Raw genomic sequence first — 14,783 nt, forward strand, 5'->3', positions numbered from 1 at the left:
AGACGCCTGTCGATGAGACGCCGGTGAACGAAGATCCCGTTGAGGATGATCCTGTTGATCCGACACCAGGTGATCAGGATGACAACTCGGAAGGCTTCCGCATGGCCTTCTTCGCGCTTGATTTCAGGCCTTCGAGACTGTCGCAGATCGATTTTTCTGCCGCAGCGGATGAAACGACGCTCACCAATGCACTGAACTACGATGGAAGCACTCAGATCTGGGAGGGCGGCCGTGAGGACGTCTTTGCCGTGCGTGCCACGACCGATTTGCATATTGAGCAGGCGGGAAGTTACACGTTCTATTTGCTATCGGATGACGGTTCCAGCCTGCGGCTCAATGGTCAGGACCTGATCGACAACGACGGGCTGCATGCGACTGAGCTACAGACCGCCACGATCGAGCTGTCGGCGGGTACCCATAGCCTTGAGGCGCTCTACTTCGAGGCCTTTGGCGATGCGACCCTGATGCTCGAGTGGGCTGGCCCCGATACTGGTGGTAACCGCGTCCTGCTGACCGGGGATCATGTGGCAAGCCCTGGCGACGGAACCCCGCCCCCCGTCGATGAGACACCCGTTGATGAGACGCCTGTCGATGAGACGCCGGTGAACGAAGATCCCGTTGAGGATGATCCTGTTGATCCGACACCAGGTGATCAGGATGACAACTCGGATGGTGGCGGAATCCCACCCGTAGACGTGGATTCGGCCTTTTCCGTGGCCGGCGGTCGAGTGACAACGCTACAGGTGGAAAATAGCGAATCCGTTGAAAGTATTTCTATTCTGGAAGGCCCGGATCACGGGAACCTGACCGTGAACCCGGACAATACACTGGCGCTGGTGATGAGCCACGAGCAGGAGTTTTCGGGTCAGATAAACTTTACCTATGAAGTCACTTATGCAGGCGGTGCCACCGAAGTGCATGGTAGCACTGTGAACGTGCAGCCGACCACGCAGGGCGATGGCTGGGGAAAAGGTGACTTCTACATGCTCGAGCAGGATGAGAACGGGAATGTCGTTGTCGAGCATGGTGACAATCACCGTGAGGTCTATGTTTCGGGCAGCAATGATGCGCTGAGCATCTCGGATATCGCCGCCATTGAGGGGCTGCGTGCTGACCAGATTACGGCGCAATGGCTTGTCAACAATCCTGAATACGGCGGCAGTGAAGGTATGGCGCTGGACAGTCAGGCCGGGATGATGCTGTGGCGTCAGATCACGGGTTCCGGCTCCGAGCCGTCCTCGCACTGGCTCCTGTTTGAGCGCGGATATGAGTATGAGGGGCTGGGCGGCATTATCGATTGGGGCACTCAAGGTGAGAGCCCACTGCAGCCGATCCACATTACCGCTTATGGTGACGGAGCCCGCCCAACCCTTCATGACAACATCGCAATCATTGGCGAACAAACTGACTATATTGTCTTCTCCGATCTGGAGATGACGGGTGGGATCACGTCTCTAACTGGGTCTCACCTGTTGTTCGACAATATGGATATCAACAGCAATACTCTGATGGTTGACGGTGCCGTTGGATTTACCCTGAATAACTCAACAGTCACAGATGTTTATCGTACGTCACCATCGGAAGGCGGGTCTTGGACTGGCTATGAGGGCACGACAGGAATATTAATGAGCAATACTGATGGTCTGCTCATCCAGAATACCCTGTTTGATCAAAATGGGTTTGCTCCGGACTATGACCCGAATTTGTCGACCTCTGGTGGCCAACCACCGAGTGTGTTCAGTCACGGTGTCTACATCGATTATAACAATTTGGATGTCACATTCCGCGACAACATTTCAATGAATGCGGCAAACAATGCGATGATGATCCGCTCAGGCGGCTTCATCGAGGACAACGTCCTCGCAAACAGCAACGCCGCAGGCAACTTTGCCGGGGGCAATTGGAACGGTTCGGGCTTTATTGGAAATTACACGCTTTTTGCTGACAACGTCGTGACCTCTGCAGGCTATCACGTGGCAGAACATACTTCTGGACCATCTCTAGGGGTCAGCAACATCGGCCTGGATACAACGATGATAGACAACATCATCGCGCACTTGGCCAACCCCGACAATCCGGAAGAGATAGCTTATAAGGAATGGGCAGGCTATGCTGTTGGTCACACCCAGAACCCTTTCTATGACGACACCATCGTATATAACTGGGATGGTTCAAGAGAAGAGCAACCAGACCAGAATATTGATGGTCTCAACACGGACATTCTTAACGCGACCACGATTCAGAATTTCACCCAGCAACTTCTGGGCGATCCGAATGCAGATATTCCGGATCTGGTGGCGTTTCTGCGGGCTCAGGCCGACGGCGAACTTGATCACTATGTGGACGCCGACCTGATCATTGACTTCTTCCAGACCGGCTTTGGCTTGGCCGTCGAGGAGCGCGTCATCGCTGAAACCGTGCGGTTCGTGCCCAGCGATCTGGGGGATGGTATCCGCTGGGACAACAGGCTCAACTGGACGACCGAAGACCTGCCTGGCAGCGTTGCCGGCGACAGTGTCGATCTGGGCGGCAATTGGGTCAGTTACGGTGGCACAACTGTCATTGCGAACCTCGAGTTGGGCGACGGCGGTACGCTGACCGTTGGTAATGGCAAGCTGACTGTCACTGGCGACACCACGGTCGGCGAAGATGGCGGCACGATTCAGGTCTCCAATGTCGGCCAATTGTGGATGAATGGCTATGGCGACGACGATACACTCGTGCTCAATGTCGACGGCGGCCGTTTCGTCAATACCGGTGATATGAGCGGGAGTGCCCAGACCACCGTCACGGATGGTCAGGCGATTTTGGCCACAGATGGTGCCAATTACGATGTCGAGGCTGGTGCGATCCTTCATGTTGAAGGCAACGATGCCAAGGTCGGTTTCGATGGAGAAACAGGCGACACCGCCGTGCTGCGCCTTGCCGAAGATGGTACGTTGGCCTTCTCGGCCGAGGATGGCGACATCGGCGGGATCGGGGAGTTCCGCTCAGGTGCCTTCGGTGACGACCCGGACGTCGCTTCGGGCGCGAACCTTGGTCTGGGTACGCTTGATCTGGACCTCTCTGGCCTTTCCGTCGGCACATATGAGCTGTTGTCCGTCGATGAGATAATCGGGGAGTTCTCCGACGTGTATTTCAATGGTTTGGCAGGCAACCATGACGCCGATCTGGTGGTCGATTACACCAATGATACGATCACCCTGTCGGTGACAGAGGGCTCGGGCTCCGTGAATATGTCCTATGTTGGTGAAGAGGGTGATATGGACGACCATGGCGCTGCACTTTGGGCGGCCTTGACAGATGGTCATGATCCGCATTCCGATACCCTGCCGACGGAAATCTATAACGAAGCCGAATTGGTCTATATGATTGGCTGAACCGGCCACTCAGATCCTCAGGGCGGTTGAGCATTCCTCTACCGCCCTTTTTCTACAGAAATCAGGGCTTCTGTAGCAGGCCGAGGAATGGCTTTCGGCGCTTGAATGACAGGAAGTAGTTTTCATAGGTTCTGAAGCTTATTTCAGCGATTGCGATGGAGATCGGAATATAAGCCAGAGTGACCAGAAGCGACCAGCTTGGATCACCCGCGGAGACGCCCAGAAATGCCAGGCCGCGGGTTGTGAAATCCAACCCGATCAGATGATACAGGTAGACGCCGTAACTGATCGCACCTACCCGCGCGACGGGTGGTAGTGACAGAACAGGGGACAATGCGTTGTCCTCCCGCACGACCAAAGACCCCAGCAGGAGCGCCATGATCAGATGCACAACAAGCTGTGGCCAACCTGTCAGGTTTACGGGTAGAAATTCCAGAGCAACTATCAAGACACCGAGCCAGATCAGCGCGCTCCATCGACCACCAAGGCCGCGTGACAGTACCATGTAGCCACGACGATTATTCAACAATACAGCCAGAAATGAGCCCAACAAGATGGCCTCATAAGCTCCCCCCGGTAGTGCCCAGACCGCGTTCTCGGTACGCAGCGGGCCTGGCCACATCCCCCATTGTTGGGCATAGGCACAAAATACGATGGCCGCCGCCAAAAGCCAGCCGCGGATATGGCGCATATGCAGGGTCAAAAGCAGGACCAGCGGCCAGAGCAGGTAGTATTGTTCCTCGACCGAAAGTGACCAGGTTGGTGCTAGAAGCGGGATTTCTTCGGTCAGGAAATTGGCCATAAAAAAATAGTAGAACTTGACCAACGGCACATATTGGGTCTCGCCTTTCAACGCGATGTAATAGATCGATAAGGCTGTCACGATCAGGAAATAGACCGGCAGGATCCGCAGCGCCCGACGCCAGTAGAAGCCCGCAATAGAAAATTGCCCCTTACGGGCCTCTTCGCGCAGTAGAAGCGTCGTAATCAAGAACCCACTGAGCACGAAGAACAGGTCCACACCAAGGAAGCCGCGATCCAACAGGCGTAAAGGTTCCTGACCCGGATCAAAGAGCGGGCTGTGGTGCCACAGTACTGCGCCGATGCAAAGACACCTGAGCCCGTCAAGCGAGCCGAAATGCCTTCGTGCAAGATAGTCGTCGTATAGATCTTTGGCCTGCATACAAAATAACCGCTCAAATTGCGCCGCTAGTATTACGAAACACCCCAAAAGAACCAGTGCCGGATTTGGTTTTAGGCCAAATGTTTAGCGGCGGCCACGCTGAAGGCCGCAGAGGATGAGACATTTTTTTGCCGCTGGAGCAAGAATAATGATCCCGTGACGCTCTTGCTGCAATTGTGCGACGGTCGTTCAAAATCCAAAGCGCCTAATAGACACTGTTCTGTGTTGAGAACATTTGATCACTTCAGCCCGCATATCAAAGCGCATCCGGTGTTGCGAATGCTCGTTATGGTCGTCTCAGGGACTTCTGCAGGCAATTCATCGACACAGTGAGAACATCACCAGTCGAACACCCGCTGATGTCTGCGACGGCAGAACTGTGCAGAGTTTAAAAATGGAAGGAGATCAAGAAAAAGACACCCTAAAAACAACGCTTGCAGCCCTGATTTGCCGTCGCCTAAACTGAAACCGAACCAGATCGTACTGTACGAAATCACCGACGTGTTCTGAAAAGCTCTGATAACAGACGAACGCGGCTTGGGTTTATCTTGTGTCGAAAGGTTGGGTGTATCGGTAAATTTGATTATTGAGTACTTCTAGGGACAAAGGATGACGGTCTCATCATCTGACTACAGACGTGAAATCGATGGCTTGCGCGCCTTGGCGATCCTGCCGGTTGTGTTTTTCCATTTTTCGCTCCCCGGTCTGGGTGGCGGGTTTGTTGGCGTTGATATCTTCTTTGTCATCTCCGGTTTTCTGATTGGCGGGTTGCTTTGGTCGGAACTCACCCAGACGGGTGGAATCCGATGGGACCAGTTTTTTCTCCGCCGGATACGGCGACTGGCACCAGCCTATTTCACGATGGCGATCAGTTGCCTTGTGGTCGGCTGGTTTGTCCTTCTGCCGTTCGAGTTTCAAGAGCTGGGCAAAGAGTTGATCTCTTCTACGGTCTATTTGTCCAACGTTTATTTCTACCTGTCTGCGGGATATTTCGACACCGCAGCGGACGAGAAACTTTTGTTACATACGTGGTCATTGGCGGTCGAAGAGCAGTTTTACATCATATTGCCGCTTTTTCTTTTGCTTTTACGACGTGCCCAAAAATGGCTGCCAGTTATCCTGATTAGTCTTGGGCTGGTGTCATTGGTGGCATGTATTGGCTTCACCTTCCTGTCTCAGTCCGCGGCTTTCTATCTGTTCCCCTTCCGGGCCTGGGAGCTTCTTGCTGGTGTTTGTCTGGCGATCTTTGGGCATCGCTATGGCTGGCGATGGTCCATACATCCGCTTGTCAGCTGGATCGGCTTACTGCTGATTGTTGGGTCCGTGACGCTGATCCCGTCGGACGAGAGTTTCCCGGGGTTCTGGCCCCTTGCGCCGGTTCTGGGCGCAGTTCTGATCATCGGAAACGGTAAACATGACAATCCCGTCAATTGGGCATTGAACCATCCGGTGCTCGTCTTCATCGGGTTGATTTCCTATTCCCTCTACCTTTGGCACTGGCCGGTGATCGTGCTGGCCCAATACTATTCGGGTGAGGAATTGAGCCTGCTGGTACGAGTGATGTTGATCGGCGTCTCTGTGATATTGGCTTGGGCGTCCTTACGGTTCATTGAAAAACCTGTTCGTTTTGGCAATCTGAAACCTCAGGCGCTTATAGGAGGCGCCGCCGGAGCCTCGATAATCACCCTAGGCGCTGGCGCGGCGATCTATCTTGGGAATGGAATAATCGAACGATTCCCCTACGATGTACGTACCCACATTGAGGCTTCGCAGGATATGGAATGGGATACACCGACCTGCCGCCCATCAGAGAGTTACACGTTTCCAGGTAGCACAGTTTGCCATATTGGTCCGGAAGGCGCGCCTGAAGTGTTGATTTGGGGCGATAGCCATCTTGTTGCAGTATCGGCTGGATTAGAGGCGGCGGCAAGATCGGCTGGTGTGCCTGCATTGGTTGTTTGGCAATATGGCTGTGTGCCATTGTTTGGGGTTGGAAAGAACGAAAGCGGTCTGTCAGCATTGGCAAACAAGAAATGCGAAACAGCAAACATGTCACTCCAACAAGATTTGGCGAAAATACCTGATTTGAAAGCGACACTTTTGGTTAGCCGCTGGGCTTATTATGTGGAAGGGAAAGGTGTTGGCGTGGACGAAAGAACAACGGTCGAGTTGTTTTCAACAATTGGTGAGCTTTCTGGGGCCGATCAGCCACAGCAATTTGCAAACGCGCTTCACCGGACTCTCGACGAACTGGAAACTAAGTCGGACAGGATATTCATATTAGAGCATCCGCCGGAGATACCAAATTACCGGTCGTATTACTTGGCGCGAGATGCGGTTATACGTGGCATGGATGACAGCCAACTTATGGCCCGTACACTGGTTCAAAGCAAAGATTTGAAACAACGAATGCACAACACGAACCAAGTGCTCGAGCCAGTTCTGCGCCGCCCGAACGTCACACTTTTGGAAACCTGGCCGGAGTTTTGCGCCGGCGATATTTGTTCAGCGATGAAGGATGGAAGAGCCGCATACTACGACAACAACCACGTAACCAAAACCACAGCCCTGGGTTTGCAACACCTGTTCTCTCCTGTTTTTGAATAAGAATGGATTGGCGAGAGAAAGGTCTATTTTGAGAACCTTCTGGCCAGAAGGCAACAATCGCGGCATAAGCCCCAGATTTATGATGAAATATAATTTGGTATTACCAGACGCGGACCAAAATGCTCATTCCTCGTATACTGAAAGGGAAAAACCCTTCATTATAACAGCACTCGCTCGCGATCAGTTTTTTTTAGGGACTGAGCCCCGCCTGATCGCTGTATGTTTGATGACCATGCCAAGCCTTGTCTGGACAGCTGTAAAGTCGAGGATTCCCAACCAGAAAGGATCGCTTTTGTGGTGATCGACACTATCAAAATGCGTTGGATGGCCGCGCGCTTGATGCGGGGGCGCGGAGGCGACTTTCTGAGCAAGGCAGATCGTGTTCACGAACTGGCCCCAGGTGAGTGTTCCTCAAGCCAGCCTGCGGTGTATTCGGAAGCGGAACTTAAAAAAATACAAAAGATTGCCCCCTGGCGCAGCTGGGATATCGAACAGGTTTTGATCAAGGGCGCGCCAATGGACCACGGGCCGACCTTGTCTTACGAGATGTCAGATGTACTGGTTTCAGGCGCGTATCTTTATAAGGGTGCATTGCGGGGGCGCTATGGGGCGGGCAACGACAGATTGTTTGGGAAGCCCCAGAGAGAATGGCAGGAGTTGGACAGTGCACAACTTGTGACCTGCAGGGTCGGAAGTGAGCATTTCGGTCATTTCATGTGGGACAACCTGCCCATGGAGTTGTTGCCCGGGCCGAATGATCATCCAATCACCTTATGCGCGTTACCCCGCTGGCACGAAGAGGGATATCGTAAGGTCTTCGGTATGGCTGCACCGCCTGTGGTTATGCGTGGCCGTGTCAGGAATCTGACCGTTTACTCAGATGTCGGACAAAATGCATTCCGGGCAGCGAGGTATCAGGAGCTGCGGGCGCGGGCGCGTCGGTTTGTGTGTGCTGATGGACCTCTTCCGGACCGACGGGGCATTTATATCCTGCGTGGGCGCGGTGGCGAGCGTCGTGAATTGATTAATGAGGCTGAAATTGCCCAAGAACTGAAGGCCGAGGGCTTCGTGATCATCGACCCTGACAAAATGGATGGGGAGGAAATTACCCGACTGTCTATGGGGGCTCGTGTCGTTGCTGGTGTCGAAGGCAGCCATATCGCCCACGCGCTTTTTTCCGTTGCCGATGGTGGTGCCTTTTTGATCATACAGCCACCAGATCGTTTTTCGATGGTATATAAAGAGTTTACTGACAGGATGGGCTTGTCTTACGCTTTCCTTGTAGGAGACCCGGTCGACAACGGATTTCAAGTTGAACCGGATAGTTTGAAACGCCTACTGGAAAGGCTTTGAAGCAGATTCCTCGAGATGTACGAACAATTGAAGAGTGGTTAAGTTATAGTATTACCCTCAAGGGAATTGGGATGGAAAAAGCTGAAAAAAATGCCGGAAAATTCACCACGCCACACTTAGCCGTTAAATTCGTCGAGGCGAAAAATCCGGACATGCCCTTGGTCGCCAGCTTGTTGGAAACCTGCTCGGCCATGAACCAATGGGCCAACTTTGGACCTCTTTATGACCAGTTGGTCGCCGATTACTCCACGCATATGTCGCTGGGTTCTGAACTGACGCTGACGCCGTGTGCCAATGCTGGGATCGCGCTGGAGATGGCTGCACGAGCCCTGGCGGCTGACATAGGGGTGCCGAAACTGAGGTGGGTTGGGTCTGCCTTCAGCTTCAAGAACCTCGGGCGAGGATATTTCTCGGACATGTCTTTCGTCGATTGCGACGAACAGGGCGTCATGGACCTCGACGATATCCTGACGCTGGAGGTCGACAGCTATGATGGCATTATCGTTACCAACCCTTTTGGTCTGGTACGAGATTTTGACCGGTTCATCGCTTTTGCCAAGCAAACTGGCAAGCAGCTCATCATAGACAACGCTGCAGGGATGGCGCGCAACATTCCGCCTTGGCCGTGGCAGGTTTTCAGCCTGCACCACACGAAACCCTATGGATTGGGTGAAGGGGGGATGGTGCTGTCGCCAGCTTCGGCGGCCCAGTTTCTGCGCCTGCTGATCAACTACGACCGGATACCAGAGGCGCCAGAATACTGGCTAAACAACGGCAAAATCTCTGACATCTCATGTGCGTTTCTGATTGCGCGGCTTGCAAACGTCGCTAAGTGGAAACCCGGTTATCTCGAACAGCGTACCCGCATTGCCGCCCTCTTCACGGATGCGGGCGCCGCATCGCTTTTGCCAACGGATGGAGCCCCGGTCACCAACAGCATACCCGTATTGTTGCCACGTCCGATTGATCATGCACGTCTTGCCAATCTGAAGCTTGGTGTGGATATCGCCCGGCAGTACCCGCCGCTTGCACCGCTGCCACAGGTCAGTGCCATTTACGAGCGGCTGATCAATTTCCCGACCCATCCCGATTTGAGCATTCTGACGGATGCAGAGATTTCAAAGGATATCGAACTTTTGCTCGAGCATTGACATATGGCCTATTCTTCAAGTGCGGATCATGGACTGACGGCGCTGGTGGCGCTTCTGATCACCATGCTAGGTGCCGCTCTGGCATATTGGGTTCTGATGCCGACGGTTGGCATTGACGATGCCAACATCACGCAGGTTTATGGTCGCAACCTCGCGGCGGGGCATGGCTATGTCTACAATATCGGCGGCGAGCGGGTCGAAGGCTCAACCTCGCTTATCTGGACTCTGATCAACGCAGTGGCCTTCTGGATCTCAAGCACGCCTGAAATAGGCCTGGCAGCGCTTAGCGCCGTGTTTGCCTGGGTTACACTCTTTAGCGCCATGCGGATCACCCGGGAGTTGACAGCTGAAAGTGGGCCGATCCCCGCGCTTCTGACCGGGGCGGCCTTTCTGGCCTTCCCGGCGTTTTTCGGCTGGATGATCTGGTCGCTGATGGATGTCACGCTGTGGGTCATGGTGATCGCAGTGATGGTTTGGCTCTTATGCCGGATCGACAGGGCAGGGCCGCGCGGTAATCTAGTTTTGGGGGTAGCGGTGCTGGCCGCGCTGTTGCCTGTGACGCGACCTGAAGGGATCGCACTGACCATGGCGCTTGCGGGGTTTTACGTATTGCGCTGGCTACTTTTTGCTGTGCCAGGTCTGTTGACCGGGCTTGTGATCGGATTGGCAGGCGCGGGGAGTTTTGCCGCCGCCACAGCGTGGCGGCTGAGCTATTTTGGTTATCCGGTTCCCAACACCTTCTATGCCAAAACCTCGACTGATCTTCTGGCACAAGCTGAACTCGGCGCGCGCTATGTGTTGTCTTACTTACAAGAACCGCAGAATGTCTTGTTGTTCGTCAGTTTCTGTCTGTCTGGTGCGATGGTGCTGTCACGTGGGGGCTGGGCGCAAAGGGGGGCCTTCTGGCTTTCGGTCTATCTGATCGTAGGCGGTGTAATGGTCTATACCGTACTTGGCGGAGACCACTTCGGATCACATCGGCAGTTTCTGTATTTTCTGCCGCTGGCTTTGCCCATCATTGTGGCTGGGTTGGCGAGCTGGGTCCCCACAGATCGGCCGCGGTGGCAGATTTCAACCTTGCTGATTGTACCATTCGTCGTGACTGCCTTGGTGGCTGGAGCCCGTTTTGTGCAAACAAAAGGCAATATGATCATAGAATTTGCGATCGCGGATGCGGGACGTGTGCTTGGAGACAAGCTTAACGAACTTCCGGGCACACCTTCCATAGGTGTGTTCGCCGCTGGTGCCATTCGCATGACCTACGATCACGAAGTCCTGGATTTACTCGGATTGAACTGGACGAAAATGGCCCATGCGCCCGATGATGGTTACCGATCAGACGTGCCCAATCAGCATGGGTTCAACAGCAACGTGTTTTGGGAGAGTCCGCCAGATGTGTTGCCGATTTTTCCATCCGACAGCACGTGCCCGTCCGAATGGGTGCCGCTTTCCGGGTATCTAGATGCGGCCTCTGATCAAATTTCCCAGACCGAAAGATTCCGTACGACCTACGATCTTTTTTGCGACGCTGGAGTGTCGTTTTATGCCGCGCGCGACTATGTCACCCAAAGTTGGGAAGGAGATGAAACAGGTGCTTTTCGGAAGATCCTGCCTAACCATTTAGAGGGTTCTCTGCCAGTAGCCGAATAACTGGATAGGATGTCCAACACTTGAGAATTAGTCTTTAAGAAGAAAAGTGAGGTTTCTTCATCTTTTGCTAAACAATGGGTAATTTTACGGGAAATGGGGTGGGTTTCTCGATTGAGCGTTTGGTAACCCAATCGTACACGTCGCTTATCTGTTGTGCCTTGGCTTGCCAGGTAAAGTGGTTTCTCACGTATTCTCTGATAACGTCTGATACTTCCACTAGTTCATCCAATTTGCTTAAAATGCTCTCCAACTCATCTCGAAACCGCTCGATTATCTCGTCGCGAGATCCTATCTGGACCTTGTAGCCCGTGCCAGAAATTACCAGTTCGCCCGGTCCAGCATAGTCTACTATAACTGGCACAAGCCCCATTGCCATTGCTTCCAATACCACACCTCCGCCAAATTCGCGGATGCTTGGAAAAGTTAATAACTGGCATTTGCTCGCGGTTTCTTGGACATCCTTGTGTTCAACCCAGCCATGAAAAAATACTGAATCTGTAACTCCAAGGTTTTGAGTGGTCGCTATCAAATCAGGCATCATCGGGCCATCACCGATGATATCTAGTGTCATTCGTCCGTCAGCAAGAAATGGGGCAGCGGCCTCTATTAGCATGTCAGGGCCTTTGTACGGTACGAGGCGCCCAATGAAGCATGCGCGCAAAGGTAAATTGCCAGAATGAGAAGCGACTTGGTTAAAGCGCGTCATATCGACAGCGTTTTCAGGAATATAAATGCACTTTGTTTGAAATTGTTTTGGGATCTCGCTTTCAGTGTATCTTGATCCCGTCAAAATAGCACTTGCCGAAGCCAATGTTGCAGTTCTTCCGGGCAGGAGTTTATAGGCTCCTCGCACATAAGATAGCCACTCACGTTCTCGTCTTCGCTCTGCATCAAATCCGTCAGGCCAAGGCACACCCCCGTTCAGTGGCCCTAGCACAAATGGGACGCCTGCCTTTAAACATCGTTTTGCCAGAGAGCTTGGGGTAGTTGGTGTAAGAGGTGTAATACGATGGACAATATCATACTGTCCTTCTCGAATGCGGCTACCGAACTCTTTCCAAACGAGTTTTTCAAAATAAGGATAAATGATGGCACTAATCGCTGTCGTCGTGGTCCAGCCCTTCCCTTCACCCATACGTAATACATTTGCGATTTTCCACATGGGTCGTGCCAATGTCTCTGAATCAATGACGGTGAAATCGGTGCCTTCTTGTAGCCCCGCCCTCGCTATTGCTTCCCGATTTCGTATTTGTGTCACTAGATGGACATCCGCAATATCTCGTAATGCGTTGTACAACGACCACCCAACAAGAGGGACACTCACCCATTCAGGGTTTGCGGCTTCAGCAATAACCAGTACCCGCAGTTTCTTTGCACTCATATGGCCTTGTTTTCCTCTGTATATTGGCGGAGTGTTTGGGTTTCGAAGAAGCTGTTTTGTCCTTTTTGTACTCGCGCTATGACCTTTTGATTTAACCAAACTATATTCCGCCGGGTAGTTCCAATCTTGGCAAATCCTAGCTCTTTAGTATGGCGCCGACAGCTTAGACTCCGATTACCCCGCGGGAACGAACCGAGGCAATGGCGGTTCAATCGCCATCAGCGCATCCAGCAGCCTTTCTTCCGCTGCTGCATCACTTTCACCTGGTCTAATCGGCGTGCTCAACCGGATGAGTGCCCCATCTGTCCGCCCTTCTCGGATGCCGTCCACCATCAGCCAGAACTTTGCTGCTAGATCCCATGCTACCTTTCGGCCTTTTTGGTCGAACCAGTAGAAAACCATCATCCGCGCCTCGCCGTGCTGAACGATTGCGCGGTTGATCATGAAGGGCGTCGCGCTGCCGACTTCTGCAGCGATGTCGGTTCGTTCCAGCCAGGCGATCTCCCAGCCGCTACCGGGCAGGCATATCTCAGGCGAATGAACGCCACCCCGACCCTGATCCGCATACCAGGCCATGAAAAGTCCGACCTCAGCGCCATCCGCTCGGGTCATATTGACCTGGCGGTAGTCGTCGGCGCCAAGCGTCTCCTCCACAACTGGGTCAAGCCGTTGATGGGGGGTTGTGCGCCAGTCGCCGAGGGTTCGGGGAAAAAGTGCAAAGCGTTCACGGGTCACTTCGATCTGGCCGCGTTCGGGGATCATCTGCCATGTTGCGACGGCCCCGACGGCCAGAATGGCGGCCGTGATTAGTGCGGCTGAAGGCTGAACCAAACGTATGCGTTTGGCTTGAGTCCAAAGCCCGTCCGTTTCCAGATCCAGAGCCTCGGTAAGGCTCATCTTCACGGGGTTAAAGAACAGCATGATCCGGGCAAGAACAAACAGAAGCAGCACACAGGCAACAAAGATCACCCATCCTTCGAAGAAATGGGTAAACCCGTCCAACCAGTCGAGCCCGTAGTAGTTGACGACGGTTCCCGCGATGGCGATGCGGACCGAGTTCATGATGACGGTGATCGGTGCGGCCGCGATCAACAGTATAGCTTTGTGCCACATCGGGCCCTTGTAAAGGATGGCAAAGATGTAGCTGAAGCTGAGGATCGGAAAGAGGTATCTGAGCCCAGAGCAGGCCTCGGCCACATGCAGTTTGGTGACGCCCAAATCAATGATGTTGCCGTCAAGAAAGACCGGTACGGACAGAAGCCCCAGCATCCATACGCCCAATTCGGATGAGATCAGCTGCAGCCAGGTAGACATCTTGTAATAGAGCGTGTCGGGCAGCGGTAGCATGTAGACAAGATGCAGTACCGGCGGCCAGAAGTGTTTTCCGGTGGACCAGCCAAAGCTGATCAAAAGAATGCCGCCGACCCAAAGGATCAGCGCATAGGCGGCCATGTCGTCGATATTAGCCAGCCGTGCCAACGCACCAAAAACGAGTGCCAATGCCACGACTGCCACTCCGACCCAACGATCACCAATGGGTCCGGGCCGTTCGGGGTAGTCTTTGAGTTGGCGGAGGAAAAGAAGCCCGGACAGAACCGGGATCAACGGAGCGTGTGAGTACTCTGGCAGGCCCCAGGCAATGCGCAGCGCATCAAGTCCTGGTGATAGAAATATGAACGCCCCCACCGTCGCCACCAAAAGCCATAAAAGGCCCAAGTGCAGGCTTTTACCTACACGGTGGTTCAGAACGGTTTGGGCTGCGGATTCAGTCATGAGGATCTGTTTATCTGGTCGGGCCGGGTTGCCGTATCTTGCGGAAGCTATGTCATCCTAAGCGTAGTCATTAAAGCTTTTCAAACGCCCACCAGACAAAATCATGTCATAGATCTTCATCGTCTAGGCGGCTTTTGTGTTAGAAGTACATAGATTGACAGCATAGCCTTCGCGGCGGTGGAGAAATGTTTCAATGGCCTTGAGCTTGGTTCGAGGCTACGATTTACTCAGCACATGGCGAAATTTGTTCCTCATTGCCGGAGAGGTCACCATTGCGCGCGAGTATTTGTATCCGACCGCCGGTA

The 14,783-nt window shown here is 53.4% G+C and carries 8 protein-coding genes; 5 read left to right on the forward strand and 3 right to left on the reverse strand.

Annotated features, from left to right (window positions below; genetic code table 11):
• The coding region (locus tag ACR0EN_RS20505; protein ID WP_480588521.1) for a PA14 domain-containing protein at positions 1 to 3,380 on the forward strand (3,380 nt) is incomplete at its 5' end.
• A 61-nt stretch (positions 3,381 to 3,441) separates the two neighbouring features.
• On the opposite strand, the gene ACR0EN_RS20510 is transcribed toward ACR0EN_RS20505, so the two are convergent.
• Complete coding sequence (locus tag ACR0EN_RS20510) at positions 3,442 to 4,563, reverse strand: acyltransferase family protein (protein WP_170567819.1); 1,122 nt, start codon at positions 4,561 to 4,563, stop codon at positions 3,442 to 3,444.
• Positions 4,564 to 5,172: 609 nt separating this feature from the next.
• On the opposite strand from ACR0EN_RS20510, the gene ACR0EN_RS20515 reads away from it, so the two are divergent.
• From ACR0EN_RS20515 to ACR0EN_RS20530, 4 genes are all read left to right on the forward strand, one after another.
• Positions 5,173 to 7,170, forward strand: a complete 1,998-nt coding sequence (locus ACR0EN_RS20515) for an acyltransferase family protein (RefSeq protein ID WP_480537304.1) — start codon at positions 5,173 to 5,175, stop codon at positions 7,168 to 7,170.
• 219 nt (positions 7,171 to 7,389) lie between these two features.
• A complete protein-coding gene (locus ACR0EN_RS20520; protein ID WP_170819463.1) occupies positions 7,390 to 8,523 on the forward strand; it encodes a glycosyltransferase family 61 protein in 1,134 nt (377 codons plus the stop codon).
• A 71-nt stretch (positions 8,524 to 8,594) separates the two neighbouring features.
• Positions 8,595 to 9,674, forward strand: coding sequence for a DegT/DnrJ/EryC1/StrS family aminotransferase (locus ACR0EN_RS20525; protein WP_170819464.1), 1,080 nt, complete (start codon positions 8,595 to 8,597; stop codon positions 9,672 to 9,674).
• A gap of 3 nt (positions 9,675 to 9,677) precedes the next feature.
• Positions 9,678 to 11,324 (forward strand): hypothetical protein, encoded by a 1,647-nt coding sequence (locus ACR0EN_RS20530; RefSeq protein ID WP_170819465.1) that lies wholly within the window; start codon positions 9,678 to 9,680, stop codon positions 11,322 to 11,324.
• A 67-nt stretch (positions 11,325 to 11,391) separates the two neighbouring features.
• On the opposite strand, the gene ACR0EN_RS20535 is transcribed toward ACR0EN_RS20530, so the two are convergent.
• Positions 11,392 to 12,705 (reverse strand): glycosyltransferase, encoded by a 1,314-nt coding sequence (locus ACR0EN_RS20535; RefSeq protein ID WP_170819466.1) that lies wholly within the window; start codon positions 12,703 to 12,705, stop codon positions 11,392 to 11,394.
• A gap of 174 nt (positions 12,706 to 12,879) precedes the next feature.
• Positions 12,880 to 14,478 carry a VPLPA-CTERM-specific exosortase XrtD gene (gene xrtD / locus ACR0EN_RS20540; protein ID WP_480588524.1) on the reverse strand — a complete coding sequence of 533 codons (1,599 nt, stop codon included), beginning with the start codon at positions 14,476 to 14,478 and terminating at the stop codon, positions 12,880 to 12,882.
• Between the last annotated feature and the right edge of the window lie 305 nt (positions 14,479 to 14,783).

This window comes from Ruegeria sp. AB7, assembly GCF_056542625.1.